At 68.0% G+C, this 24,860-nt stretch carries 24 protein-coding genes; 7 read left to right on the top strand and 17 right to left on the bottom strand.

The window, feature by feature from the left end:
• Window positions 1–20: 20 nt before the first annotated feature.
• The gene (locus tag AB0M82_RS06945; RefSeq protein ID WP_364718340.1) at window positions 21–1,265 is read right to left on the bottom strand and encodes a hypothetical protein; all 1,245 of its coding nucleotides are present in this window, start codon (window positions 1,263–1,265) and stop codon (window positions 21–23) included.
• A 16-nt stretch (window positions 1,266–1,281) separates the two neighbouring features.
• Window positions 1,282–2,334: a polyprenyl synthetase family protein gene (locus AB0M82_RS06940; RefSeq protein WP_364718518.1), complete on the bottom strand. Its 1,053-nt coding sequence runs from the start codon at window positions 2,332–2,334 to the stop codon at window positions 1,282–1,284.
• Window positions 2,335–2,621: 287 nt separating this feature from the next.
• Between AB0M82_RS06940 and AB0M82_RS06935 the strand changes: the two genes are divergently transcribed.
• Both AB0M82_RS06935 and AB0M82_RS06930 read left to right on the top strand, forming a co-directional pair.
• Window positions 2,622–3,278, top strand: coding sequence for a hypothetical protein (locus AB0M82_RS06935; protein WP_364718339.1), 657 nt, complete (start codon window positions 2,622–2,624; stop codon window positions 3,276–3,278).
• A gap of 417 nt (window positions 3,279–3,695) precedes the next feature.
• Complete coding sequence (locus AB0M82_RS06930; protein ID WP_364718337.1) at window positions 3,696–4,022, top strand: hypothetical protein; 327 nt, start codon at window positions 3,696–3,698, stop codon at window positions 4,020–4,022.
• Window position 4,023: 1 nt separating this feature from the next.
• Here AB0M82_RS06930 and AB0M82_RS06925 read toward each other — a convergent pair whose 3' ends face one another.
• On the bottom strand, window positions 4,024–5,175 hold the full coding sequence (locus tag AB0M82_RS06925; RefSeq protein ID WP_364718335.1) for a hypothetical protein: 1,152 nt from the start codon (window positions 5,173–5,175) through the stop codon (window positions 4,024–4,026).
• A gap of 315 nt (window positions 5,176–5,490) precedes the next feature.
• Between AB0M82_RS06925 and AB0M82_RS06920 the strand changes: the two genes are divergently transcribed.
• Genes AB0M82_RS06920 through AB0M82_RS06905 form a run of 4 tightly spaced genes read left to right on the top strand, consistent with a single transcriptional unit; the run spans window position 5,491 to window position 8,566 of the window.
• The gene (locus AB0M82_RS06920; RefSeq protein WP_364718334.1) at window positions 5,491–5,916 is read left to right on the top strand and encodes a hypothetical protein; all 426 of its coding nucleotides are present in this window, start codon (window positions 5,491–5,493) and stop codon (window positions 5,914–5,916) included.
• A 17-nt stretch (window positions 5,917–5,933) separates the two neighbouring features.
• Window positions 5,934–6,545, top strand: coding sequence for a DUF3558 domain-containing protein (locus AB0M82_RS06915; protein ID WP_364718516.1), 612 nt, complete (start codon window positions 5,934–5,936; stop codon window positions 6,543–6,545).
• Window positions 6,542–7,786, top strand: a complete 1,245-nt coding sequence (locus tag AB0M82_RS06910; protein ID WP_364718332.1) for a hypothetical protein — start codon at window positions 6,542–6,544, stop codon at window positions 7,784–7,786. The genes AB0M82_RS06915 and AB0M82_RS06910 overlap by 4 nt, the downstream gene beginning before the upstream one ends.
• 24 nt (window positions 7,787–7,810) lie before the next feature.
• Window positions 7,811–8,566: an ESX secretion-associated protein EspG gene (locus AB0M82_RS06905; RefSeq protein ID WP_364718331.1), complete on the top strand. Its 756-nt coding sequence runs from the start codon at window positions 7,811–7,813 to the stop codon at window positions 8,564–8,566.
• On the opposite strand, the gene AB0M82_RS06900 is transcribed toward AB0M82_RS06905, so the two are convergent.
• Window positions 8,519–8,722: a DUF397 domain-containing protein gene (locus tag AB0M82_RS06900; RefSeq protein WP_364718329.1), complete on the bottom strand. Its 204-nt coding sequence runs from the start codon at window positions 8,720–8,722 to the stop codon at window positions 8,519–8,521. The two genes, AB0M82_RS06905 and AB0M82_RS06900, sit on opposite strands and share 48 nt — an antisense overlap.
• Window positions 8,723–8,735: 13 nt before the next feature.
• The gene (locus AB0M82_RS06895; RefSeq protein WP_364718328.1) at window positions 8,736–9,578 is read right to left on the bottom strand and encodes a helix-turn-helix transcriptional regulator; all 843 of its coding nucleotides are present in this window, start codon (window positions 9,576–9,578) and stop codon (window positions 8,736–8,738) included.
• Window positions 9,579–9,666: 88 nt separating this feature from the next.
• Between AB0M82_RS06895 and AB0M82_RS06890 the strand changes: the two genes are divergently transcribed.
• Window positions 9,667–9,984 carry a hypothetical protein gene (locus AB0M82_RS06890; protein WP_364718327.1) on the top strand — a complete coding sequence of 106 codons (318 nt, stop codon included), beginning with the start codon at window positions 9,667–9,669 and terminating at the stop codon, window positions 9,982–9,984.
• Window positions 9,985–10,033: 49 nt separating this feature from the next.
• Here the strand turns inward: AB0M82_RS06890 and nuoN are convergent, their stop codons facing one another.
• The 12 genes from nuoN to AB0M82_RS06830 are packed head-to-tail and all read right to left on the bottom strand — an operon-like array spanning window position 10,034 to window position 24,858.
• Window positions 10,034–11,599 carry an NADH-quinone oxidoreductase subunit NuoN gene (gene nuoN / locus AB0M82_RS06885; RefSeq protein ID WP_364718326.1) on the bottom strand — a complete coding sequence of 522 codons (1,566 nt, stop codon included), beginning with the start codon at window positions 11,597–11,599 and terminating at the stop codon, window positions 10,034–10,036.
• A gap of 2 nt (window positions 11,600–11,601) precedes the next feature.
• Window positions 11,602–13,152, bottom strand: a complete 1,551-nt coding sequence (locus AB0M82_RS06880; RefSeq protein ID WP_364718325.1) for an NADH-quinone oxidoreductase subunit M — start codon at window positions 13,150–13,152, stop codon at window positions 11,602–11,604.
• The gene (gene nuoL, locus AB0M82_RS06875) at window positions 13,152–15,053 is read right to left on the bottom strand and encodes an NADH-quinone oxidoreductase subunit L (RefSeq protein WP_364718323.1); all 1,902 of its coding nucleotides are present in this window, start codon (window positions 15,051–15,053) and stop codon (window positions 13,152–13,154) included. Before nuoL ends, AB0M82_RS06880 begins: the two co-directional genes overlap by 1 nt.
• Before the next feature lie 10 nt (window positions 15,054–15,063).
• On the bottom strand, window positions 15,064–15,363 hold the full coding sequence (nuoK, locus tag AB0M82_RS06870; protein ID WP_003081840.1) for an NADH-quinone oxidoreductase subunit NuoK: 300 nt from the start codon (window positions 15,361–15,363) through the stop codon (window positions 15,064–15,066).
• Complete coding sequence (locus AB0M82_RS06865) at window positions 15,360–16,217, bottom strand: NADH-quinone oxidoreductase subunit J (protein ID WP_364718321.1); 858 nt, start codon at window positions 16,215–16,217, stop codon at window positions 15,360–15,362. The genes nuoK and AB0M82_RS06865 overlap by 4 nt, the downstream gene beginning before the upstream one ends.
• Window positions 16,214–16,780 carry an NADH-quinone oxidoreductase subunit NuoI gene (nuoI, locus tag AB0M82_RS06860; protein ID WP_364718320.1) on the bottom strand — a complete coding sequence of 189 codons (567 nt, stop codon included), beginning with the start codon at window positions 16,778–16,780 and terminating at the stop codon, window positions 16,214–16,216. Before nuoI ends, AB0M82_RS06865 begins: the two co-directional genes overlap by 4 nt.
• Window positions 16,767–18,116: an NADH-quinone oxidoreductase subunit NuoH gene (gene nuoH / locus AB0M82_RS06855; protein ID WP_364718319.1), complete on the bottom strand. Its 1,350-nt coding sequence runs from the start codon at window positions 18,114–18,116 to the stop codon at window positions 16,767–16,769. The genes nuoI and nuoH overlap by 14 nt, the downstream gene beginning before the upstream one ends.
• Window positions 18,113–20,584 carry an NADH-quinone oxidoreductase subunit G gene (locus tag AB0M82_RS06850; RefSeq protein WP_364718317.1) on the bottom strand — a complete coding sequence of 824 codons (2,472 nt, stop codon included), beginning with the start codon at window positions 20,582–20,584 and terminating at the stop codon, window positions 18,113–18,115. The genes nuoH and AB0M82_RS06850 overlap by 4 nt, the downstream gene beginning before the upstream one ends.
• Window positions 20,581–21,861: an NADH-quinone oxidoreductase subunit NuoF gene (gene nuoF / locus AB0M82_RS06845; protein ID WP_364718315.1), complete on the bottom strand. Its 1,281-nt coding sequence runs from the start codon at window positions 21,859–21,861 to the stop codon at window positions 20,581–20,583. The genes AB0M82_RS06850 and nuoF overlap by 4 nt, the downstream gene beginning before the upstream one ends.
• On the bottom strand, window positions 21,861–22,733 hold the full coding sequence (gene nuoE / locus AB0M82_RS06840; protein ID WP_364718314.1) for an NADH-quinone oxidoreductase subunit NuoE: 873 nt from the start codon (window positions 22,731–22,733) through the stop codon (window positions 21,861–21,863). Before nuoE ends, nuoF begins: the two co-directional genes overlap by 1 nt.
• Window positions 22,730–24,112, bottom strand: a complete 1,383-nt coding sequence (locus AB0M82_RS06835; protein ID WP_364718313.1) for an NADH-quinone oxidoreductase subunit D — start codon at window positions 24,110–24,112, stop codon at window positions 22,730–22,732. The genes nuoE and AB0M82_RS06835 overlap by 4 nt, the downstream gene beginning before the upstream one ends.
• Entirely contained in the window at window positions 24,109–24,858 is a 750-nt protein-coding gene (locus tag AB0M82_RS06830) for an NADH-quinone oxidoreductase subunit C (protein ID WP_364718312.1), read from the bottom strand. Before AB0M82_RS06830 ends, AB0M82_RS06835 begins: the two co-directional genes overlap by 4 nt.
• Between the last annotated feature and the right edge of the window lie 2 nt (window positions 24,859–24,860).

The raw sequence follows: 24,860 nt of genomic DNA, 5'->3' as shown, positions 1-24,860 counted from the left end.
AAGCGGCCTGAAATGCGAACTCAGCTGAGCGGGCGGAACCCGACGCGCTCGGCGTCCTCCGCGGTGCGGAACCAGACCTCGGCCACCATCTTCGGGAACTGCGCCGAATCCTCCGTGCAGTACCGCAAAGCCGTGACACTCGCCTTCACCTCGAAGGCGTCGCTGGGCGCCCCACCACCGGGGCGCGGCATCGCCGATCCGGGGCCGAACGGTCCTGGCGGGACGGCGTCGCCCGCCACCTGCCGCGCGGGCGGTGGCTCGGGCGCCGAGGCCACGGCGGCCGCCGCCTGGTTCGGCTGCACCGACGGCTCGAACAGGGAGCCGCTGTGCCCGCCGGGCAGGTCGGGCTCGCGCCGCTCGACCGCGCGCATCGACGGCTGAATCGGCTGCGGCGCTTCGAATCCGCCCCGCACGGCGCCCCGCGGCTGCCGCTTCGGCAGCACCTGCGTCGCCTCGGCCGGGGTTTCCGGCGGCACGTCCAGCTCGCCGCCGGTGGCCACGTCGCCGCCGAACGCGTACTGCGGCGTCTCCGTCGGCTCAGGCTCTTCGGCCGGCTCGTCGCCGCGCACCGAACCGGGGTGTTCGCCGATGTACCGCGTGCGCTCGACCGGCTCCTCGAACGCCGACCGCTGGCCGGACGGCTCGTGGTCGAACCAGTCCGGCGGGTGCGTCTCGGCGGCCGGGGACTGGAACAACGAGCCCCCGGAGTCCGGCTCGACCCGCGACAGCGCCGGCGAAGCGGGCTCCTCGTCCAGGAACTCCGTCGCGGTGGTGCGGTACGGGTCCGCCGGCTCCGGATCGGCGACCGGGGTGAGGAACTGGGTCGCCGCGGACCGGTACGGGTCGTCGTCCGCGGACTCCGGCTCCGTCTGGCGGAAGCTCTCGGGCTCGACCGCCGGCGCGGGCTCCGGCTCCGGCGGAATCCGCGGCGGCACCTGGGAGTCCAGCTCGGCGAAGTCCTGGTCGATGTCGTCGTGGATGTCGTCGCGGTTGATCGGCGCCGCGGCGACCAGCGTGCCCGGGTAGGAGGTCTCCTGGCGGGACGGCTCCGGCTCGGGGCGCCGCTCGGGTCGCGTGAAGACGCCGGCGCCCAGCCCGGCGGCGTTCGCGGGGGTGCGCGCGGCGTCGGCGTGGGCCTGCGCCAGCGCACTCTCCAGTCTGCGGACGCTCCGGCGGAGCGGCAGAACCAGCACCAGCCAGGTGAGAACTGCCCCGACGATGAACGCCGCCAGGCTCCACAGCCAAACCTGCCCGAAAATGGACATCTCTCCCTGCCCCTGTTTAGTGCGTGCGCGCGACCAGATAGTCGGCGACCGACTCGCACGCGTCCCGGGCGGGTGACGCGGGAAGCGCGGTGAGCTCGGCTCGCGCGCGCTGAGCGTAGTCGGAAAGGGTGACGCGTGCTCGGGCGAGCCCGCTACTCGCCCGCAGCAGCTCCAGCGCCTCCTGGACGAGGGCGTCGTCGCCGATCGGGCCGGACAGCAGCTCGACCAGCCGGGGGTCCGTCTGCGGGTCGGCCAGCGCGTACAGCATCGGCAGCGTCCGGACGCCTTCGCGCAGGTCGGTGCCCTGTGCCTTGCCGAGCTCGTCGGACGGCGACGCGATGTCGATGATGTCGTCGGAGATCTGGAACGCGGTGCCGATGATGTCGCCGAACCGGCGCAGCGCCTGGATGTGCTCCTCGGCGGCGCCGGACATCATGCCGCCGAACCGGCCGGAGGTGGCGATCAGCGAGCCGGTCTTCTGCGCGATCACCGTGAGGTAGTGCGCGACGGCGTCGTCACCGGGTCCGGGGCCGACGGTCTCGCGCATCTGGCCGGTGACCAGCTCACCGAAGGTCTCGGCGATGATCCGCGCCGCGTCCGTGCCGAGGTCGGCGACGAGCCGCGAGGCGTGGGCGAAGAGGAAGTCGCCGGTGAGGATGGCGATGGTGTTGTCCCAGCGGGCGTTGACGCTCTCGGCGCCGCGCCGCATGTCCGCCTCGTCCATGACGTCGTCGTGGTAGAGCGTCGCCAGGTGCACCAGTTCGACCGCGGCGGCGGCGATCACGACGTGGTCGTCCTGCTTCGGGCCGAACTGCGCGGACAGCAGCGTGAACAGCGGACGGAAGCGTTTGCCGCCCGCCTCGACCAGGTGCAACGCGGCGTCGTTGACGGCCTGGACGTCGCTGCGGACGACCTCGCGCAACAGCTTCTCGACGTCGGCCAGCCCGCCGGCGATCGTGCGCAGCAGGGCTTCGTCGGCGATCCGCAGGCCGACCGACGCACGCAGGTCCTCGAGGGCGCCACCCGGCGCAGCGGGGAGGGATCCCGCCCCGGGGGCTGGGGAAGGCACAGACACGTCGGCTCCGCTCTACTCGTGCACCGGTCGGGTTGTCCCCTGAGCGTAGTGGCTACCCCGCGCCGTCGTTTACCCGCTGTCCAGCGGAAACGGTGATGAACATGACACCGGTCGCCCAGGCCGCGCCGTCCCCGAGGGGCGCACCGACTGAGTGGTTCATGATCCACGAAAGGGTGGTCGGCGGTTTTGGGCGCAACGGACGTCTCCGGCGGGCGGATATTCAGCTCGTGGAAGAACCGCCGGTCCCGGTGGTTCTCCCGTTCTGCAAGGAGGACAGCGCCATGCGCAGCACGATCGCGAGGCGGGCAGGGCTCGCCGGAACCCTGTTGCTGACCGGACTCGCCGTGGCCCCCGCCCCGGCGCAGGCCTGGCCGCAACCGGGCGTGGCGAACATCGGCTCGGCCGAGTTCACGAAGGCCGGTTCGACGATCAAGGTCCCCACGCAGGGTCACTGTTCGATCGCCGGCCCGACGAGCGCGACGGCCCAGGTGGTGAAGAAGACGGGCATCACGTTCGGCGGCGGCACGTCGTCCTGCACGACGACGGTGACGGACCCGGACACGGACACCACCACGACGACCTCGACGGCGACGGGCAAGAACTTCCAGCTGTCGGCGCTGATGAGCGCGGGCGGGCCGCGGATCAAGCTGTCGACGTTCACGGTGACGTGCACGGCGACCCAGACGCAAACCAGCGTGGGCTGGAGTTACGGCGGAATGTTGGGCATCACGAGCCCGCCGAACCCGGTGCCGGTCGGCTACGTGTCCCCGATCAGGAAGTCGAACGGAACGGTGCTGGCGAACGCGGTGTTCAACATCCAGAACCTCCCGGGCGACGGCAGCGTCGGCCTGACGATCCTCCGGATCGACTTCCTCCCGGCGTCGGGCATCAGCGGCAAGGTGGTCCTGGGCCACACATCCTGTTCGCCGACCCCATGACGGCTGGGGGTGCCGCGGCCGGGGACCAGCCGAGAGGACGGCCGCGGCACCCTCGCCACCCTCGGCCCATGCGTTCGGCCGAGATACTCGACGAAGTAAGCCGGTTACGCCAGGCAGGGCGGACCCCAAGGAGATCGCCCGCGTCCTGAACATCAGGCCCGCCGAGGCGACCCGGCTGGTCCGCGCGGCCGCGGCCCGGGCGGAAACGCCCGAGTCGGCCGTCGTCGAGTGCTGGCTCAACGCGGAGTGGAGCACGGGCCTGATCATCGACGGCGAACCGGCCATCGACTGGAACGGTGTCGGCGGCCTGAGCCAGGTCCTGGTGGCCCGCCGGCACCGCCACGACAAGGTCAAGGTCTGCGGCTACCTCGTGGACGTCTTCTGCCTGGGTGTCAAGGACACCTACCGGCCCGAGGGATGGACGACTTGGAGCTGCGCCGCTTCCTCCCCCAGTACTACTCGGCCTTCGACGCCGAGCCGATCGAGGTGCCGGTCGAGCTGGCTCGCGACATCGCCTTCGGCGGCGTCGAGTATGCGCGTGGTCTCGGCTTCGAGCCGCGCGCGTCGTTCAAGGAGGTCGCGGACCACCTCGGCAAATGGAGCGGCTCGAGTTCGATCACGTTCGGCAAGGACGGGAAGCCGTTCTACGTCAACGGCCCGAACGACAATCCGAACTCGGTGATCCGCACGCTGACGAAGTCCGTCGGCGAAGGAAACTTCGACTGCATGCTCACTCTCGGCTGAGTCAGCGGCCTGGTCCGAAATAGTGCTCCAGCACTGACGCGACAACGGCCCTTGCCTTCAGTGCGGCCTCCGCAGGAAAAACCGGCTGACCATCCACGTCGATGCCGCGCTCCCGCTCGGCGCTGATCTGCAGTCGTACCTGTCCTCGACGGGCGAGGTCGCCGTGCGGCGAGGCGTAAACGGAGTACTCATTGCTTGTCAGATTGCGAAAGACAACAGCAGGTTTGTTACCAAGAGTGATGATTTGACGGTCCGTCCACAGATTCGGATCCGAACCGAAAATCCCCGGTTGGTCACCCAGCGCCGTCACACCAACTTCGATCTGAAGACGATGCTGCGGTTCGACGAACCAGCAGGCTCCCGGCGTCACGACCGGTTCGAAGGCGCTCCCGAGCGCTGTCGCAACAGCTTTCCGGAACACCGCGCATTGGACGTTGGTGTCCCTGGCTCCAGCGCCCAGAACCGCGTCCGCATTGCCGGCCGGGACCTCGACATCGACCGCGGGATCACAGTCGCCGCCGTCGGTGTTGCTGACGAAGTCCGCACAAGCTCCGACGCGGCCGGAGTCCTGACCACCAGGCGGGTACACGAGGTCCTTCGGCAATAAACGGGCCCCAGCGGCGGCAAAATCGCGCACAATTTCGCAGTGGGCATTGTCTTCCCTCGAGCCATAGGCGAGTTCGAACCTCAAAGCTCGCACGAAACTGACCGGGACGAGCACGCTGCAACCGACGATCTGCCCCCGCGCACGGCGCTCGATCTGGTACCCCTTCCCACCCGACAGATCGACGATCGCGCCGTCGTTCCGCAGCCGAGCACCCTCCGGCGACTCGTCGCGAACGGTGATCAACGGAATCGGGAAGCCATCCCGCACGAGTTCGCACTGACGCCGGCCATCGAAGACTCTCGCCTGACGGGTGACCGGCGCGGCGCCCGGTGCCTTCCGGCGGTCGTAGACGCCGAGGTCCAGCAGCGCGCACAGGTCGAGGGCCGCGAGTGCGGCATCGACCGCCTTCTCGTCTCGATCCGCCGGCCGAGGCTGCTTCGGATGCCACTGAGGTGGCAGTGACGGAGGCGCGGATCGCATCGCCACCGAAGTCTCACCGGTGCAGCCCGACACGGCGAGTAGACACACCAGCAGGACTTGCCACATAGATCTCATTACGCAGAGTGTGCAGACAGATTCCGCTATTGACCAGCAAAAGTGCGGCTCTCGCGCGAAATTCATCCAAATTGGTGATTACTTATTGTCATCAAGTTCACAAGCGTCATTCAGGACGGAGCGGATCTTCTTGCAAGGGGAACCGGCGGCCGGGAACCCTGGTAATCTCCGACGCGTCGGATTACGCAAGGTGCCCGGGGTGGAGCGCCCTGCAAGCTAAGGGGAGAGCAACGGTGACGACGACGGCTTCAGGGCGCCTCAGTCCTGTGACGACCTGCCGGTTCGGGACGACAGGGACGCAAGACGATGCCTGACGGCCAGCCACCGGTCTACGACCCGAATACGCGACGGGCCCCGGCACACCTGATCACCCCGCACGCGGGCACCTACGGCAGCGCAGCGGGCACCGGCGCGAGCGGCCCCGGCTTCAAGTACGACCGGGCGACACTGGAGCAGCTGAAGACTGACTGGAACGACATGGCCAACGACTTCCAGGACGATCTCATCTATGCCACGGCGCTCCAGCGTGCACAAGGGCCAGGACTGGAGTACGCCAGTGGCAACAACGCAGACATGATCAACACGTCTGGCAACGCCCTGCACGACACGCTCATGGCACGCAAGGAATACTGCCGATCGATGGCCGCCAAGTATGAGGCTGCCCTCGGCAAATATGCCGCAGCCGAAGATACCCACACGACGGAAATCAAACAGACCGGAGGCAGCCTCTGATGCGTCGATTGTTCATCGTGATCAGCGCGTCTTTGCTGGCTCTCACTGCCTGCACGACTGAAAAGCCCGGGACCGCATCACCTTCTGACAGCCGCGTGCCCAGCCAGACACAACCATCCGGCACGGCCGATGCTGTGCCTGGGGCAGAGGTTCCGAAGGTCAATAGCCCTATCGACATCACGCATTTCCTTCAGGAGCCGTGCGACTCGCTGACCGCAGCTCAGATCGAAGCCCTCCTAGGTGCCGGCGTGACACCCAAGACCGACCTCGCCGCTCCGGCCGGACCCAGTTGCAGCGTACATCCGCCCAGTGTCACCGATGCCAGCGTGGTCGTGATCTTCTCGACTGTCGACAAGCGTGGACTCACCAGCATCTACCAGGCACAGGGAACGAAGTACCCATTTTTTATGCCGATGGATGCGATAGATAGCTATCCCGTGGTCGCCTACGGGATAGCGGACGATCGAAAAACTCACGGCAGCTGCCAGATAGCCATCGGTACCAGCGATCAGCAAACCGTCGACATCGCCGTCACACAGTCGAAACAGAACGTTGGGAAGCCAGATCCATGTGACGCCGCACATGGCGTCGCAATATCGGTGCTGGGGAATCTGCGAGGTGTGAATTGAAGCTCACCGAAGGACCTCTGACCGCAGCGCAAATCTACCAGCAGATCACCGGCGGTGAGGGTACTCGGCCCCTGATCGAGGCTCAGGACGGTGCAGACCAGCTGACCCAGCGGATGATCGAGCGAGCTTCCCGGATCAGCGCCCTCAGGGCGAAGACCATGAGTGGCTGGCAAGGTGGCGCCGGAGACGCAGCCGCGGACTCGACCGCGCCGCTTGTCCAAGCCGCGATGGACGACGCCATCCACCTCAAAAACGCGCAGAGCGCAGTTGGTGCACAGATGGACTCATTCGGGACCGCGAAGAACTCCGTCAAGCCCGTTGCGGCACAGCCGCCGGAACTCACTTCCCAAGATATTGTCGATGTGGCAACGGGCAAGGGATGGGGTGGCTATAGCACCAAGGTCACGAGCTGGCAGGCCGACAGTCAAGCCAACATCGATGCTTTCAGGGCATACCACTCGGCCAGCACCACCAATGGTGGGCAGATGCCCGCCCAATACGCGCAGCTGGCCGACTCCGGCGCGCCGATCGCGCTTGACACCGGAACGCCAACCCCAGGCAAGACGACCGGTACCGGCACCGGACAACGCACGCAAAGTGCGCGGCAAACCCGGCAGCCCGCTGTCCCGAACCAGACCCAGTACCGGCCCGACACCCAGGCTGGCCAGAACCAGACGGGGCAAAACCAGACCGGACAGGACCAGGTAGGCAGCCAAACACCCGGGAGCACCACGCCGTCCGCTTCGGACGAAACGCACGCGAACAGCTACGTGCCCAAGCCGGTCATGCCGCCCGCCGCGAGTACCGGATATCAGTTCGGACCGACCGGGCAGCCCGTTAACCCGTTCGGGCCGTACGGAACCAGTGAGTTCGGGCCCGGGACCGGGTACGGACCTGGCTCCGGTGGCTACGGGCCCGGCGGAGGCAGCGGTGGATACCGCGGTACGGGCAGCGGTGCCGTGAACGAGCCGGGCGCGCGCGGAATGGGGCCCGGCTCCGGTTCCGGGCGTGGCGTTCCGGGCGAGAACGTCACCGGTGGACGTCCCGGCGCGGCCGGTGCGGTCGGCGGGCGTGGCGCCAACGGGATGCCGATGGGTGCCGGCGCCGGTCAAGGCAAGAAGGAAGAGGACAAGGAGAAGAAGGCCGCGGCCTACCTTCGGAACCCGGACCCTGATGACACCTTCGCCGGGGACATCGAGAAGCCGATGCCACCGGTGATCGGCGAGAAGCCGAAGAAGTAGCACCACGCAAAAGGGGAGGAACACGTGGTGCTCAAGCAGGTCGAAATCTCGCTGAACACCCTGCTCACCGCGATGCGCCAGGTCGATTGCGGCGAGCCGCACCAGGTTTTCGCCGGTGGGCTGCGGTACATTCCGCCGTCCTCGACGAACCAAGTGAACCGTGAGGCGTTCGAGGAACTGAGTCAGTACGGTCTCACTCAGGGAAACGGGTTCACCCCCGGCTTCGAGGAGGTCCTGCACCTGCTCGACCGTCCGGCGACCGAGTACTTCGCCTACGCCCGCGATATGGACGAGCAGTTCGGAGTGCTCGTCGCCGTCCAGGGACGGTTCGCGGTCACCGCATTGTGCCAGGACGAACGCGTCTGGCTGAAGACGGTTTCGCCGGACAGCAGCCCGGTGGACGCGCTGGTCGCCAACCTGCCGCAGTACGTTCCGGCGCGCTTCACGCCGTTCTCACTGCCCCAGGACGAATTCCGGCGCGAAGAAGAAGTCGACGACCTCTACGACACGGGCCCCACGCGAAGCCGCGTCGCTCAGCAACTCGATGAGATCTTCGACCAGCCCTATTACGGCGTCGGTCAGTTCTACGCGGCGAAGCGCGTCAACGGCGGGCCTCGGACGCTGACCCAGGACTCGCTGAGCTACCTCGACATCGATGCCGGGCGCGTGGCCATCGAGCTGTCCGGGGCGCCGGGCAACCGGTATATCACCGTGCTCCCCGGCGAGCCGGGGCTACTGGGCCAGAAAGTCGCCGCGCTGCGCGCCGGCCTTGACCACTAGCGCCGCGAACGACGCCGGCGACAGCACCAGCGCGCCGCCATCCGGGTCCTTCGAGTCCCGGATGGCAGCGCGTGTGGCACCGAACGCGACTTCGACACAGTCCGACTGAGTGCCGCTGTAGCTGGATTTGCGCCAGCTCGCCGAGTGGGGGTTCACGCAGTCAGTCTAGTCACTTGTAACTTGCAGCAAGGTGCTCGATCATCTGCACCGACTGCATCGGATCGAGCGCGACCGCATCCAGGCTTGCCGTTGCACGCACGTAGGGCTCCACGTCGATCGCATGGTCCAGGAACAGGCCGGAACTGAGCTGTTCCACATGGACGACAGGACGATTGTCGGCGAACTCCAGCAGGACGAAAGAACCATCGATCGCAGCGTGACCGCCGACGTCGAACGGAATGACCCGCAGATCGACCGATGAGCGTTCCGCCATTGCAACCAGGTGTTTCAGCTGATCCGCCATCACTATTGCACCCCCGATCCGGCGATGCAACGCAGCCTCGTCGATGAAACTCACCAACGTCGGCGCACGCTCGCCGGAAAGGACCTTCTGACGCTGCAATCGCACGTCCACGCGCAACGGAATGTCTTGTGGTGACACACCGCCCGCACTCATCAACGATCGAATGTACGAGGGAGTCTGCAGAAGACCAGGAATCAGGGTCACCGCCGCACCGACGATCTTGGTGGCATCGGCCTCGTACTGCGCGAGAGTCTTGGCCTGCTCGGGAACGTCGGCATAACGCAACTCCACCCAGACCGGGCGGTCCACGTCGCGCGCCATCTCGATCAGCGTGTCACGCCTGGCGCCGGTCACCTGGTAGATGGCCAGTAGTGCGGAAACCTCTTCAGCCGAAGCATTGCGAAGGCCGGTTTCGATGCGACTGAGCGTCGACTCGGACCACCCCAATTTGTTCGCCACTTCGATCATGGCGAGCTTGCAAGCACGTCGTTCGAAACGCAACCCCTCTGCAAGTCCACGGGCCTGCGGTTTCGGTTTTGTTCTCGGCATGCGCCCTCCCTTCAGGTGAACGACCTTGCCACGGCGCACGGGAACGTCGATAGGGTTCTTGCAACAACAACTCGATCAGGGGACCAAGATGCGTTACGGCTATTTCGCCTACGAACTCCGCAAGACTTCCGTCAATGAACTTCACTATGAATTGGTCGGCTTCGCCGCGATGAGCTCCGTGAGCAAGCACGACAAGTACGTCGCCAACCTGCGCACGTGGGCTCTCGACCTGCTTCGCAGCGGGCAGCACGAAGCCGGGCTGTTCAGCTTCTCCTACGGCGAAGTCAACGAGTACGACGAGATGGGGAAAACTCTCGCCGACCTCATGCTGGCCTGGGACGGCACGAGCGAGCTCACGTCGGCCGATCACCCTGCCCGCCTGACGACAGAAGCCCAAACGCTCTGAAGGCCATCAGCAGGGCAACCCTGATGATGGCCTTCGGAGACTTACTGAACTACGAAGCGAAGCCTCCGGCACCCGCCCAGCCGAGCGCGAACGCCGGGACCAGGCCCAGGATCAGCGTCACCGCCGTGCCGAGGAAGATCGCCGTTCCCGTGCCGAAGCCCGGGACCGAGACCGAAGGGCCGTCGGCCGCCGGCTCGGAAAAGTACATCAGGACGATCACTCGCAGGTAGAAGAACGCCGCCACCGCGCTGAACACCAGGGCGATCACCACCAGCGGGGCCATTCCGTCCGACAGCGCCGCCGAAAACACGACGAACTTGCCCACGAACCCCGAAGTGAGCGGGATACCGGCCAGGGCCAAGAGCAAGAACGTGAACACGCCCGCCACCAACGGTGAGCGCTTCGCCAGTCCCGCCCACGCCGAAAGGTGCGTTGCCTCGCCCGAAGAATCGCGGACCAGGCTGATCACGCCGAACGCCGCCAGCGTCGTGAAACCGTACGCCAGCAAGTAGAACAGCGTGCTCGACAGACCGTCCTTCGTCATCGCGATCGCGCCCACCAGCAGGAACCCCGCGTGGGCGATCGACGAATACGCCACCATGCGCTTGACGTCGGTCTGCGTCAGGCCCAGCACCGCGCCGACCACCATCGAGATGATCGCCACGCCCCAGAGCACTCCGCGCCACTCCCAGCTGGTCGAGGAGAACGCCACCGACAGCACGCGCAGGATCCCGCCGAACGCGGCGACCTTCGTGCACGCCGCCATGAACGCCGTCACCGGCGTCGGCGCTCCTTGGTACACGTCCGGGGTCCACGTGTGGAACGGGCCGACCGAACCCTTGAACAGCAGGCCGACCACCAGCAGGCCGAGGCCGGCGAACAGCAGCGTGTCCGAGCGGTCCGAACCGGCCGCCGCCGCCGCGATGTCGCCCAGCTTCACGGAGTTCGCGTAGCCGTACAGCAGCGCGAGGCCGTACAAGAAGAACGCCGACGAGAACGCGCCGAGCAGGAAGTACTTGACCGCCGCCTCCTGCGACAACAGCCGACGGCGCCGGGCCAGGCCGCACATCAGGTACAGCGGCAGCGAAAGCACTTCCAGCGCGATGAACATCGTCAGCAGGTCGTTCGCCGCGCAGAACGCCATCATGCCGCCGAGCGCGAACAGCGTCAGCGGGAACACCTCGGTCTGCATGACCGTCGCCGTCTGCGCCCGGTCCTGCACGGTGCCCGGCCGGATGCCGGCCTGCGCCACCAGCGCGCCGCCCGGTTCGACGACGCGGTCCGAGATCAGCAGCACCGCGCCGACCGCCAGCGCCAGCAGCGTGCCCCAGAGGAACAGCGCGGGCTTGTCGATCGAGACCGCACCGCTGAACGTCTTCACGCCGCCTGCCGGCGAGCCGATCGCGTAGCTGATCAGGAAACCGCCCGCCGCGAGAATCGCCGCCAGGCTCAGCACGACCTGCACGCGGAACCGCGAGCGCTTCGAAGCGAACGCCTCGACCAGCACGCTGACGCACGCCGCGCCGAAGATGATCAGCACCGGCAGCACGGCCGGGTAATCGACCGACGGCACCACCACCGGCGGCTCCGCCTGGGTCAGGAGGATGTCGAGCACGGTTACTTGCCTCCCTGAACCGCGGACAGCGTCTGCTGCACCGTCGGGGTGACTGTGTCGAGCACCGGCTTCGGGTAGAAGCCGAGGACGAGGATCAGCACGACCAGCGGCGCGAGGATCGCGATTTCCTTACCACCAAGGTCGCGGATGGCCTTCTTGGCGCCGAGCTCCGGCGCGATGGCCGTGCCCGGACCGCCGCCGACACCCACGAGAGCGTCTCCGCGAACCGGACCCTGGAAGACCCGCTGGTAGAGCCACAGGACGTACGCCGCGGCCAGGACCATGCCCACCGTGGCGAGGATCGTGTACACCGGCTGGTCCACAAAGGACCCGATGAGCACCAGGAACTCCGAGACGAACGAGTTGGTGCCCGGCAGGGACAGCGTCGACAGACCGGCGAGGAGGAACATGCCTGCCAGCAGCGGGGTCACCTTCGCCATGCCGCCGTAGTCGGAGATCTTCGAGGACCCGCCGCGCGCGATGACCAGGCCGATCACCACGATCAGCATGCCGGTCGCGAGGCTGTGGTTCAGCATGTACGTCGCCGAGCCGACCATCGCCTGCTCGTTGAACGCGAAGATGCCGAGCGAGATGAAGCCGAAGTGCGCGATGGACACGTAGGCGATGAACCGCTTCATGTCCCGCTGCCCCGCGGCGAGGATCGATCCATAGAGGACACCGATCACCGAGAGCACCAGCACCAACGGCGCCAGTGCCTTGCTCGCGTCCGGGAACATCGGCAGGCAGTAGCGCAGGAACCCGAACGTGCCGACCTTGTCCAGCACGCCGACCAGCAGGACGGCGACGCCGATCGGCGCCTCCCCCGCCGCGTCCGGCAGCCAGGTGTGGAACGGCACGAGCGGCGCCTTGATCGCGAACGCCAGGAAGAAGCCGAGGAACAGCCAGATCTGCGTGGACAGCGGCGCGTCGCGCACCACCGTCACCAGCGTGGCCCAGTCGAAGGTGCCGTGCCCGAGCTTGTCCTTCGCCAGCGAGTACGCCCCGATCGCCGACGCCAGCATGATCAGGCCGCCGAGGAACGAGTAGAGGAAGAACTTCACCGCCGCGTACTGCCGGTTCGCGCCGCCGTAGCCGCCGATCAGGAAGTACATCGGGATCAGCATGATTTCGAACAGCACGTAGAACAGGAACACGTCGGTCGCGGCGAAGACGCCGATCGTGAGCGCCTCCTGCAACAGGATCAGCGACAGGAACCCGCCCGCGCTGCGGCCCGGCGGCAGCTTGTCCAGCGTGCCGAGTCCGCCGACGACGATCGGCACCAGCAGCGCGATCACCGCGATCATGATCAGCGAGATGCCGTCGGTGCCGAACGCGATGTGCACGCCGAAACTGGGGATCCAGTCGAAGCTCGACGTCATCTGCAGTCGCGCGCCGGACGGCGAGTAGCTGAGCCAGAACGGGATCACCAGCACGAACTCGAGGATCGAGAACCCGAGCGCGGCCAGCACCGCGGCGCGGTCGTTCCCCTTGAGGAACGCCAGCACCAGGGAGCCGGCGAGCGGCACCAGGATGAGGATCAGCAACCAGGTCATCAGGAGAACCTCACCAGCAGGAGAGCCGCCAGAAGCAGGAACGTGCCGCCCAGCATCGACAGCGCGTAGGACCGGACGAACCCGGTCTGGAGCCGCCTCAGCCGGCCGGAGCCGCCGCCGAGGGAGGCGGCCAGGCCGTTGACCGCGCCGTCGACGCCACGGTTGTCGACGAACACCAGCGCCCGCGAGAGCCAGGTGCCCGGGCGGGCGACCAGCGTCTCGTTGAGGGTGTTGCCGTACAGGTCCTTGCGCGCGGCCCGGGTGACGAACGAGACCCGCTGGGGCTGCTCGACCGGGACGTCGCGGCGGAAGATCAGGTACGCGAGCGCGACGCCGGCCAGCGAGAGCACGACCGCCGCCACCGAGATCACCCAGGCGTCGAACGGCGCGTGGTGCGCTTCCTCCAGCTCGCCGACCGAGGGGGTGAGCCAGTCGCTGAAGCGGTGGCCGAGGGCGAAGAACGCGCCGGCGCCGACGGAACCGAGCGCCAGCACCGCCATCGGGATCCACATGACGGACTTCGACTCGTGCGGGTGGAAGTCGTGGCCGTCCGCGCTCTTGAGGTCCTTCCAGCGTTCCTTGCCGAAGAACGTCATCACCATCAGGCGGGTCATGTAGAACGCGGTCAGCCCAGCGCCGAGCAGCGCCGCGCCGCCCATCACCCAGCCGCGCCAGCCACCCTGGCCGAACGCCGCCTCGATGATCGCGTCCTTGGTGAAGAAGCCCGACAGCGGCGGGATGCCGATCAGCGCCAGGTAGCCGAGGCCGAACGTGATGAAGGTGATCGGCATGTGCTTGCGCAGCCCGCCGAACTTCCGCATGTCGACCTCGTCGTTCATGGCGTGCATGACCGACCCGGCCCCGAGGAACAGCCCGGCCTTGAAGAAGCCGTGCGCGACCAGGTGCATGATGCCCAGCGCGTACGCGATCGGCCCGAGCCCGACGGCCAGCATCATGTAGCCGATCTGGCTGACGGTGGAGTACGCGAGAACCTTCTTGATGTCGTCGTACGCGCAGCCGATGATGCACCCGAGCAGCAGCGTCACCGTGCCGACCAGCGTGACGATCAGCCTGCCGTCCTCGGTGGCGTTGAAGATGTCCTTCGAGCGGGCCACCAGGTAGACGCCCGCGGTCACCATCGTCGCCGCGTGGATCAGCGCCGACACCGGGGTCGGGCCCTCCATCGCGTCCGGGAGCCACGCCTGGAGCGGGAACTGGCCGGACTTACCGCAGGCGCCCAGCAGGAGCAGGATCGCCATCGCGGTGATCGCGCCCGGCGAGAACTTGCCGTCGCCGACCGCCTGGAACACCTGCGCGTAGCCGGTGGAGCCCGCGTACTTGAACATGATGAAGATCGCCAGCGCGAGCCCGACGTCCCCGACGCGGTTCATCAGGAACGCCTTCTTGGCGGCGGTCGCCGCGGACGGGCGGCCCTGGTACCAGCCGATCAGCAGGTAGGAGGCGAGACCAACGCCTTCCCAGCCGAGGTACAGCGTGATGAAGCTGTTGCCCAGCACCAGGATCAGCATCGACGCGACGAAGAGGTTCAGGTACGCGAAGAAGCGGTACCGGCCCTCGTCGTCGGCCATGTAGCCGATCGAGTAGTAGTGGATCAGCATGCCGACGCCGGTGATGAGCAGCACGAACGTCAGCGACAGCGCGTCGATCCGCAGCCCGAAGTCCACCTGCAGCGCGCCGACCGGGATCCACGAGTACAGCTTCGTGTCCGTGGTGGTGCCCGTGTCGGCGGTGAAGAACAGAATCAGCCCGTAGACGAAGGCAAGCGTGACGGTGGCACAGCCGAGCAGATGCCCCCACGCCTTCGCGCGCTTACCCGCCAGAAGCAGGACCAGGGCGCCGAGAGCCGGAAGGGCCACCAGCAGCCACGATGATGCGGTCACTCGGTGTCTCCTAGTACTTCAGCAGGTTGGTGTCGTCGACCGAGGCCGAGCGCCGGGTGCGGAAGATGGCCATGATGATCGCCAGGCCGACCACGACCTCGGCGGCCGCGACGACCATGACGAAGAACGCCATGATCTGGCCGTCGAGCCCGCCGTTGATCCGGGCGAAGGTGACCAGCGAGAGGTTCACCGCGTTCAGCATCAGCTCGATGCACATGAACACGACGATCGCGTTGCGCCGCACCAGCACGCCGACCGCGCCGAGCGCGAACAGCAGCGCCGACAGCAGCAGGTAGTACGTCGGGGTCATTCCTTCTCCCCTTCCGAAGCGCTCTCCGGGCCGACCAGCGCGTGCGCGTCCGGGTGCGGGCCCTGGTCCGCGACGAGCTTGCGGTCCTTCGCCAGCTCGATCGCCGAGGTCGACTCGATGATCGCCGACAGCGACTCCGGCGCGACCGAGCCGTCCGGCAGCAACGCCGGGGTGGCCACCGAGTTGGCGGTGGCGAAGACGCCCGGGCCGGGCAGCGGCGACGGCCGGTCGTGCTCACCGCGGAAGCGGGCGACGACCAGTTCCTTCTGCGTCTGCTTCCCGCCCTTGCCGTGCCGGTCGGTGAAGGCCAGCACCATCGCGCCGATCGCGGCGGTGATGAGCAGCGCCGACGTCAGCTCGAACGGGAACAGGTAGTCGGTGAAGATCAGCCGGCCCAGGCCCTTCGGCCCGCCGCCGGCCGGGGTGGCCGAGTCGAGCGGGATGGCCGGGGTGACGTTTTCGAGCGCCCGGTAGATGCCGGTGGCCAGCAGCGCGGCCAGCCCGATGCCGAGCACGGTCGCGGCCAGCCGCTGGCCGCGCAGGACCTCGACGACCGAGTCGGAGCTCTCCCGGCCGACCAGCATCAGCACGAACAGGAACAGCATCATGATCGCGCCGGTGTAGACGATGATCTGCGTGAAGCCGAGGAACGGCGCCGACTGGATCATGTACAGCGCGCCCAGGTTCAGCATGGTCAGCACCAGCCACAGCGCCGAGTGGACGGCGTTGCGGGAGAAGATCATGCCGAGCGCGCCGAGCAGCGAGAGCGGGCCGAGGATCCAGAACGCGACGGCCTCGCCGGTGGTGACGCCCGCGGCGGGGTCGGGCGCCTGGGCCAGGAGTGCGGCGATCACTTGACGCCCTCCCCGCCACGCGCCAGCTGTGTCGATGAGCTCTCAGCTGAGAAGCGTGCTTCGAGCTGCGGCCCGTTCACGTAGTAGTCCTGCTCGCTGTCGCCGAGCCGCATCGGGTGCGGCGGCTGCTCCATGCCGGCCAGCAGCGGCGCGAGGAGGTCTTCCTTCGTGTAGATCAGCCGCTGGCGGTCGTCGTCGGCCAGCTCGTAGAAGTTGATCATCGTCAGCGACCGCGTCGGGCACGCCTCGACGCAGAGGCCGCAGCCGATGCAGCGCAGGTAGTTGATCTGGTAGTCCTTGCCGTACCGCTCACCCGGCGAGAACCGCGCCTCCTCGGTGTTGTCACCGCCCTCGACGAAGATCGCGTCCGCCGGGCACGCCCACGCGCACAGCTCGCAGCCGACGCACTTCTCGAGGCCGTCCGGGTGGCGGTTCAGCTGGTGCCGGCCGTGGTAGCGCGGCGCCGCCGGGGCGCCGGCCTCCGGGTACTCCTCGGTGGCGACCTTCTTGAACATCATCCCGAAGGTGACGCCGAAGCCCTTGACGGGATCAAGAAACCCCATCTTGCGCTCCTTCCTTTGCGGTACCGACAGCTGCCGGCTTGCGACGGGCCGCCTTGGCTTCGGCCTTGGCCAAAGCCTTCTGACGCGGAGTGGTCTGCGGGACCTTGAGGTCCAGTGGCGGAACCGGGAACCCGCCGCCGGTCACCGGCACGCTTTCGCTCTCTTCCTCGCGACTCGCCGCGCGGACGTAGAAGAACAAGGCGACGACGATGAAGATCGCGATCGCGGCGATGATGATCGACGCGGTGTTCCAGGTGATGACCTTCGCGAAGGTCACCATGATGATCCACACCAGGTTCAGCGGGACCAGGACCTTCCAGCCCAGGCGCATGAACTGGTCGTAGCGCAGGCGGGGCAGCGTGCCGCGCAGCCAGATGAACCCGAACAGCAGGACGAACATCTTCGCGAAGAACCACAGCACCGGCCACCAGCCGGTGTTGAGCACGTTGTTCCCGATCAGCGACAGCGGCCACGGGGCCATCCAGCCGCCGAGGAACAGCGTCGTCGCGAACGCCGAAACGATCACCATGTTGACGTACTCGGCGAGGAAGAACATCGCGAACTTCATCGAGCTGTACTCGGTGTGGAAGCCGCCGACCAGCTCCGACTCGGCCTCGGGGAGGTCGAACGGGGCGCGGTTGGTCTCGCCGACCATCGAGATCAGGTAGATCACGAAGCTCGGGACCAGGTAGAGGAACCACGCCGGCTGCTGCTTGGCGACGATGTCGGCCAGGTTCAGCGACCCGGCCTGCAGGATCACCGCGACGATCGACAGGCCCATCGCGATCTCGTAGGAGATCACCTGGGCCGCGCTGCGCATGCCGCCGAGCAGCGGGTACGGCGAGCCGGACGACCAGCCGGCGAGCACGATGCCGTAGACGCCGATCGAGGAGCAGGCCAGGATCACCAGCGCGCTGACCGGCAGGTCGAGCAGCTGCAGCATGGTCCGCTCGCCGAAGATCGAGACCACCGGGCCGAACGGGATGGCCGACAGGGCGATCAGCGAGGGCACCACGCAGACGACCGGGGCGAGGAAGTACACCTTGCGGTCGGCGGTGTCCGGGATGATCTGTTCCTTGAACGGCAGCTTGATCGCGTCCGCCAGTGACTGCAAGTAGCCGCCCGGGCCGACCCGGTTGGGGCCGGGCCGGTTCTGCATCCGGCCGACCGCCTTGCGCTCCCAGACGATCAGGAAGATCGTCAGGATCGGCCCGATCAGCAGGATGACCACGCACTTGAGCAGGATCAACCAGAACGGGTCGTCCGCCAGCAGCGCCGCCCGCGTCGCCGCGTCCGGCACGCTGCCAACGGCCGCTTCAGAGAGCAGCGGGGTCATTGCCCACCTCCAGCGAGGTTCACGACGGCGCCGTGTCCGGCACCGAGCGTCTTGGCCACGGCGGAGCCGTCGGAGTTGCCCGGCAGCCACACGACGCCGTCGGGCAGGTCGGCGATCTCCACCGGCAGCGTGATCGCACCGCGTTCGGTGCTGACCCGCACGGTGGCGCCCAGTCCTTCGGCGGTCTTCGCCGACAGCCGCGCGACCGGCGTGCGCTGGGTGCCCTTGAGGTGCGGCTCGCCGTCCTGCAGCGATCCGTTGTCGATCAGCTGGCGCCAAGTCGACAGGACCGCTTGGCCGGCGCCCGGGGTCGCGGACTCCGCGACCTCGGCCGGGACGTAACCCCAGCGCAGCGCCGAGGCCGGGCCGAGCTTCTCGTAGTCGCCGCGTGCGGCCGCCGGCGTCTGCGTGAACAGGTCCGCGTCCATCTCGACGGCGAGGGTGTCGAGCACCCGGCAGTCCGGCAGGGCGCCGGTGCCTTCGAGGGTGACGTCGAACGGGCGGGTGCGGCCCTCCCAGTTGAGGTAGCTGCCTGCCTTCTCGTCCGACGCGGCCACCGGGAGCACGACGTCCGCGCGCTCGGTCACCGCGCTGTGCCGCAGTTCCAGGCTGACCACGAAGCCGGCGTTGTCCAGCGCGCGCAGCGCGAGGTCCGGGTCCGGGAGGTCGAACGGGTCGACGCCGCCGACGATCAGGCCACCCAGCTCCTGGCTCGAAGCGGCCTTGAGGATATCGGTGGCGTCGCGGCCCGGCGTGGCCGGGATCGGGACGCCCCAGGCGTTTTCGACGGCGACGCGGGCGGCGTCGTCGCCGACCCGGCGGCCGCCGGGCAGCAGCGACGGCACGCAGCCGGTCTCGAGCGCGCCCCGGTCGCCGGCGCGGCGCGGGATCCAGGCGAGCCGGACACCGGTGCGCTCCACCAGGTCGTGCAGGGCGGAGAACAGGCCGGGGACCGCGGCGGCGCGCTCGCCGACCAGGACGACGGCGTTCTCGCCGCGCAGGGCCTCGTCGAGGTCCGGCGCGTGCTTGGCGATGCCCTCGATGGCGGCGGCTTCGGCACCGGGAACGCAGGCGAGCAGCTCGCCGAACGTCTTGCGCACCGACGACGTCGTCCACTGTCCCAAGTGGACGACCCGGGTGCGGTTCTTGCGGGCCGCCTTGCGCAGCCGCAGGAACACGATCGGGGCTTCGTCCTCGGGCTCGAACGCGACGCACAGGACAGTGCGGGCCCGCTCGATCTCGCCGAAGGTGATGCCGGACTCCGGCGTCACGCCCACGACGTGCGAGGTGAGGAACGCGAGTTCCTCGGCCGAGTGCGGGCGGGCACGGAAGTCGACGTCGTTGGTCTGCAAGGCGACGCGGGCGAACTTCGAGTACGCGTAGGCGTCCTCGACGGTCAGCCGGCCACCGGGCAGGACGCCGACGCCGCCGTTGGAGCGGGCCTCGGTGAGACCAGCGGCGGCGGCACGCAGCGCGTCGGTCCAGGACGCTTCCTCCAGCTCACCGGTCTCGCGGTTGCGGACCAGCGGACGCCGGATGCGGTCCTCGGCGCCGGTGTAGCGGAAGGCGAACCGGCCCTTGTCGCAGATCCACTCCTCGTTGACCTCGGGGTCGTCGCCGGCCAGCTTGCGCTGGACCTTGCCGCGCCGGAAGTCGGTGCGCTCGGCGCAGCCGGACGAGCAGTGCTCGCAGACGCTCGGCGAGGACACCAGGTCGAACGGACGCGACCGGAACCGGTAAGCCGCGCTGGTCAGCGCGCCAACCGGGCAGATCTGGATGACGTTGCCGGAGAAGTAGCTCTGGAACGGCTGACCGGACGTCGTCCGCGAAGCCATGTCCAGCACGTCCGCCGTCTCCGCGGTGCCGATCTGCTGGTGGGCACCACGCTCGAGGAGCTCGATGAACGGGTCGCCGGCGATCTCGCGGGAGAACCGGGTGCAGCGCTGGCAGAGCACGCAGCGTTCGCGGTCGAGCAGCACCTGCGTCGAGATCGGCAGCGGCTTCTGGAACGTCCGCTTCGTGTCGACGAACCGGGACTCCGTGCGGCCGTGCGCCAGCGCCTGGTTCTGCAACGGGCACTCGCCGCCCTTGTCGCAGATCGGGCAGTCCAGCGGGTGGTTGATGAGCAGCAGCTCCATCACGCCCTGCTGGGCCTTGTCCGCGACCGGCGACGTCAGCTGCGTCTTGACGACCATGCCGTCGGCGACGGTCATCGTGCAGGACGCCTGCGGCTTCGGCATCGGCCGACCGCCCATCTCGACCTCGACCAGGCACTGGCGGCAGGCGCCGGCCGGGTCGAGGAGCGGGTGGTCGCAGAACCGCGGGATGACCGTGCCGAGGCGTTCGGCCGTGCGGATGAGCAGCTCGCCCTTGGGGGCGATGACCTCTTCGCCGTCGATGACCAGCTTGACGTGGCCTTCGGGGACCGGCGTCTCTTTGGTCTCGGGCTTGTCGGGGGCGATCGTCATGCCTGCGCTCCCACCAATTCGCGCTTGTTGCTCTCACACAGAGCGAGGAATTCGTCGCGGAAGTACTTGATGCCGCTGGTGATCGGCGAAACGGCACCGTCACCGAGGGCGCAGAACGACCGGCCGAGGATGTTGTCGCAGACGTCGAGGAGGGTGTCGATGTCCTCTTCGGTGCCGTGGCCGTCGACCATCCGCTCGAGGATCTGTGCCAGCCAGTACGTGCCTTCGCGGCACGGCGTGCACTTGCCGCAGGACTCGTGCTCGTAGAACTGCGTCCACTTCATCACGGCCCAGGGCACCGACACGGTCTCGTTGAAGACCTGCACGGCGGTGGTGCCCAGCATCGACCCCGCTTCCGCCGCGCCTTCGAAGTCCAGGGGAACGTCGAGGTGCTCGGCGGTGAACATCGGGGTCGACGAGCCGCCCGGGGTCCAGAACTTGAGCGGGATGCCGTCCTTCATGCCGCCCGCCATGTCGAGGAGCTCGCGCAGCGTGGTGCCGAGCGGGCACTCGTACTGGCCGGGCTTCTCGACGTGGCCGGAGATCGAGTAGATCTTCGGGCCGGGCGACTTCTCGCGGCCCATCTCGCGGAACCAGCTGGAGCCGCCGTTGACGATGAAGGGCGCGCTCGCGATGGTCTCGACGTTGTTGACCGTGGTCGGCGCCGCGTAGAGACCGGCGGCCGCGGGGAACGGCGGCTTGAGCCGCGGCTGGCCACGACGTCCCTCGAGCGAGTCGAGCAACGCCGTCTCTTCGCCGCAGATGTACGCGCCCGCTCCCGCGTGGACGGTGATCTTGAGGTCGAAGCCGGAACCGAGGATGTTTTCGCCGAGGTAGCCCGCCGCTTCGGCTTCGCGCACGGCCGCGTTGAGGCGGCGGATGCAGTGCAGCGCCTCGCCGCGGACGTAGATGAAGCAGTGGTTGGACCGCATCGCGTACGAGGCGATGATGCAGCCCTCGATGAGCGAGTGCGGGTCCGCCATCATCAGCGGGATGTCCTTGCAGGTGCCCGGCTCGCCCTCGTCGGCGTTGATCACCAGGTAGTGCGGCTTGTCGAAGTTCGGCGGCATGAAGGACCACTTGATGCCGGCCGGGAAGCCGGCGCCGCCGCGGCCGCGCAGGCCGGAGTCCTTGATCAGCTGGACGAGTTGCTCGGGCGTGCCCGCGAGCGCCTTGCGGATGGCGGTGTAGCCCTCCAGCGCCTCGTACTGGCCGATCTGCCAGGAGTTCGGCGACAGCCAGCGCTTCGTGAGGACCGGGGTAATGGGATCGGCCATTACTTCTTCTCCCCATCTTTGGAGGGCAGAGCAGGGAGTGGGACGTCCTTGGCGGCCGGGGCGACCCAGCCGCGGTCCTGCGCGAGCTTCGCGCCCCGCAGCGTCTCGACGGCCTGCGACGGGCCGTCGACGTCCCGGCGGTAGGCCGCTTCGTCCTCCGGGAAGAACCCGGCGAGCTGCAGCTCGGCGCCCTTGAAGCTCGTCAGCGGGGCGCCGCGCGTCGGGGCCGGCTTCTTGCCCGCCTGCAGCGCGTCGACCAGCGCGACGGCCTTCTCCTCGGTCTGGTTGTCGAAGTACTCGTAGTTGACCTGGATGACCGGCGCGAGGTCGCAGGCCGCGAGGCACTCGGCGTGCTCGAGGGTGATCGAGCCCGGCTCGTTCGGCGTGCCCGCGGTCTCGTTGTGCCCCAGCGGCTTGTCCTCGGAACCGAGGTGCGTCTGGAGCTTCTTGTAGATCGCGTCGCCGCCCATGGCCGCGCACAGCGTGTTGGTGCAGACACTCACGAGGTGCTCGCCGCAGGGACGGCGCTTGTACATCGTGTAGAACGTCGCGACCGCGCTGACCTCGGCGTCGGACAGGTCGAGCTGCCGCGCGCAGAACGCGACGCCCTCCTGGCTGACGTAGCCCTGCACCGACTGCACGAGGTGCAGCATCGGCAGCAGCGCCGACCGCGACATCGGGTAGCGCGCGATCAGGTCCTGCGCCTTGGCGTGGATGTCCGCGTCGAAGATGTCCTCGAGGGGCGTCTCGGTGATGATCCCGGCTGCGACATCGGGGTCCGGCGCGATCGCGACGACGTCGGTGTCCGGGCCGGCCGCCGCGTGCGTCGTCGCGGAATAGTTCGGGCCCGGCTCGGGAACTGCTGTGGTCATCGGTCCACTCCCCCCATGACGGGGTCGATCGAGGCGATCGCGGCGATCACGTCCGCGACCAGGCCGCCTTCGGCCATTGCGGGCATCGACTGCAGGTTCACGAAGCTCGGTTCGCGCACGTGGACCCGCAGCGGCCGCGTGCCGCCGTCGGACACCAGGTGCGCGCCCAGCTCGCCGCGCGGCGACTCCACCGACGTGTAGACCTGCCCGGCCGGCACCTTGAAGCCCTCGGTGACCAGCTTGAAGTGGTGGATCAGGGACTCCATGGACTGGCCCATGATCTTCTTGACGTGTTCGAGCGAGTTGCCCATGCCGTCGCTGCCGATGGACAGCTGCGCGGGCCACGCGACCTTCTTGTCCTCGACCATGACCGGGCCCGGCTCGAGCTTCTCGAGGCACTGCTCGATGATCTTGAGGCTCTCGTGCATCTCGTGCACCCGGATCAGGTAGCGCGACCAGCAGTCGGCGCCGTTGTCGACCGGGACGTCGAAGTCGAACTCGTCGTAGCAGGAGTACGGCTCGGTCTTGCGCAGGTCCCACGGCAGGCCGGCGCTGCGCAGCACCGGGCCGGTGACGCCGAGCGCGAGGCACGCGTCCACCGGCAGGTACCCGACGCCCTTGAGCCGGTTGCGCCAGATCGGCTGCCCGGTGAACAGCTTGTCGTACAGCGGGAGGCGTTCCTTCATCGTCTTGACGAATTCGGTGACCTTCTCGCGGTAGTCCGCCGGCATGTCCTGCGCGAGGCCGCCGGGGCGGATGAACGCGTGGTTCATGCGCAGGCCGGTCAGGTGCTCCAGCAGGTGCAGCACGACCTCGCGCTCGCGGAAGCCGAGCGTCATCGCGGTGGTGGCGCCGAGCTCCATGCCGCCGGTGGCGATGTAGACCAGGTGCGAGCCGATCCGGTTGATCTCCAGCAGCATCACGCGCAGCAGCTGCGCGCGGCGCGGAGCCTCGATCTGGAGCAGCTTCTCGACCCCGAGGCAGTACGCCATCTCCGTGGACAGCGGCGCCAGGTAGTCCATGCGCGTCACGAACGTGACGCCCTGGGTCCAGGTGCGGTACTCGCAGTTCTTCTCGATGCCGGTGTGCAGGTAGCCGATGACCGACCGCAGCTGCGTGACGGTCTCGCCCTCCATCTCCAGCACGAGGCGGAGCACGCCGTGCGTCGACGGGTGCTGCGGGCCCATGTTGATGACCATGCGCTCGTCGTGCGCCGCGTCGGCGATGACGTCGTCCCAGTCGCCGCCGGAGACCGAGTAGACGCGGCCTTCGGTGGTGTCGCGGGAGTCGGCGTAGTTGACGTTGTCCGTGCTGTCCGATCCCGGCGCGCTCGTGTCCGTCCCGGTCGTGACGTCGGACAGGTTCTCGGTGCTGCTCACGAGTACGACCTCCGCTGGTCCGGCGGCGGGATCTCCGCGCCCTTGTATTCGACCGGGATCCCGCCGAGCGGGTAGTCCTTGCGCTGGGGGTGGCCGTCCCAGTCGTCCGGCATGAGGATCCGGGTCAGCGCCGGGTGGCCGTCGAAGACGATGCCGAACATGTCCCAGGCCTCGCGCTCCTGCCAGTCGGCCGTCGGGTAGATCCCGACCAGCGACGGCACGTGCGCGTCCTCGATGTCGAGGGTGACCTCGAGGCGGATCCGGCGGCGGTAGGTCAGCGACGTGAAGTGGTAGACCGCGTGCAGCCGCTGCGGGACGTCGACGCCGTAGTCCACCCCGGACACCGAGCTGAGCAGCTCGAACCGGAGGCCGCCGTCGTCGCGCAGCACCTTCGCGATCGCGGGCAGCTGCTCGCGGGCGACGTAGAAGGTGATCTCGCCGCGGTCGACCGTCGTCTGCAGGATCGCCTCGGCCGGGATCTTGTTGTCGGCCAGGGCCGCGTAGAACTCGTCGGCGAACTGGTCGAACCAGCCGCCGTACGGGCGTTCGGCCGGGGCCGGGCTGTAGGCCGGGAGCCGGACACCGCCGTAGCCGGAGGTGTCACCGCTGCCGTGCACGCCGAACATGCCCTGGCGTTCGCGACCGGTGACGACCGGTTCGGCGGGCCGGGTGCCCTTCGGCTCGAGGCCGCCTTCGGGACGGTCGGCGCTGGACTGCTCGCCGCCGGGTTCAGGAGTCTCAGTCATCG

Origin of the sequence: Amycolatopsis sp. NPDC051128, from assembly GCF_040682715.1 — a bacterium.
Classification (GTDB): domain Bacteria; phylum Actinomycetota; class Actinomycetes; order Mycobacteriales; family Pseudonocardiaceae; genus Amycolatopsis.
Note: the sequence above shows the minus strand (reverse complement) of the source record. Positions and strands in the feature narration are given on the sequence as shown.

What these genes read in the sequence shown, in the direction of transcription:
- AB0M82_RS06945 (WP_364718340.1), bottom strand. Translation starts at nt 1,265, where the DNA reads ATGTCCATTTTCGGGCAGGTTTGGCTGTGGAGCCTGGCGGCGTTCATC.
- AB0M82_RS06935 (WP_364718339.1), top strand. Translation starts at nt 2,622, where the DNA reads ATGCGCAGCACGATCGCGAGGCGGGCAGGGCTCGCCGGAACCCTGTTG.
- AB0M82_RS06930 (WP_364718337.1), top strand. Translation starts at nt 3,696, where the DNA reads ATGGACGACTTGGAGCTGCGCCGCTTCCTCCCCCAGTACTACTCGGCC.
- AB0M82_RS06925 (WP_364718335.1), bottom strand. Translation starts at nt 5,175, where the DNA reads ATGTGGCAAGTCCTGCTGGTGTGTCTACTCGCCGTGTCGGGCTGCACC.
- AB0M82_RS06920 (WP_364718334.1), top strand. Translation starts at nt 5,491, where the DNA reads ATGCCTGACGGCCAGCCACCGGTCTACGACCCGAATACGCGACGGGCC.
- AB0M82_RS06895 (WP_364718328.1), bottom strand. Translation starts at nt 9,578, where the DNA reads ATGCCGAGAACAAAACCGAAACCGCAGGCCCGTGGACTTGCAGAGGGG.
- AB0M82_RS06890 (WP_364718327.1), top strand. Translation starts at nt 9,667, where the DNA reads ATGCGTTACGGCTATTTCGCCTACGAACTCCGCAAGACTTCCGTCAAT.
- AB0M82_RS06880 (WP_364718325.1), bottom strand. Translation starts at nt 13,152, where the DNA reads ATGACCTGGTTGCTGATCCTCATCCTGGTGCCGCTCGCCGGCTCCCTG.
- nuoK (WP_003081840.1), bottom strand. Translation starts at nt 15,363, where the DNA reads ATGACCCCGACGTACTACCTGCTGCTGTCGGCGCTGCTGTTCGCGCTC.
- nuoI (WP_364718320.1), bottom strand. Translation starts at nt 16,780, where the DNA reads ATGGGGTTTCTTGATCCCGTCAAGGGCTTCGGCGTCACCTTCGGGATG.
- nuoH (WP_364718319.1), bottom strand. Translation starts at nt 18,116, where the DNA reads ATGACCCCGCTGCTCTCTGAAGCGGCCGTTGGCAGCGTGCCGGACGCG.
- AB0M82_RS06850 (WP_364718317.1), bottom strand. Translation starts at nt 20,584, where the DNA reads ATGACGATCGCCCCCGACAAGCCCGAGACCAAAGAGACGCCGGTCCCC.
- nuoF (WP_364718315.1), bottom strand. Translation starts at nt 21,861, where the DNA reads ATGGCCGATCCCATTACCCCGGTCCTCACGAAGCGCTGGCTGTCGCCG.
- nuoE (WP_364718314.1), bottom strand. Translation starts at nt 22,733, where the DNA reads ATGACCACAGCAGTTCCCGAGCCGGGCCCGAACTATTCCGCGACGACG.
- AB0M82_RS06830 (WP_364718312.1), bottom strand. Translation starts at nt 24,858, where the DNA reads ATGACTGAGACTCCTGAACCCGGCGGCGAGCAGTCCAGCGCCGACCGT.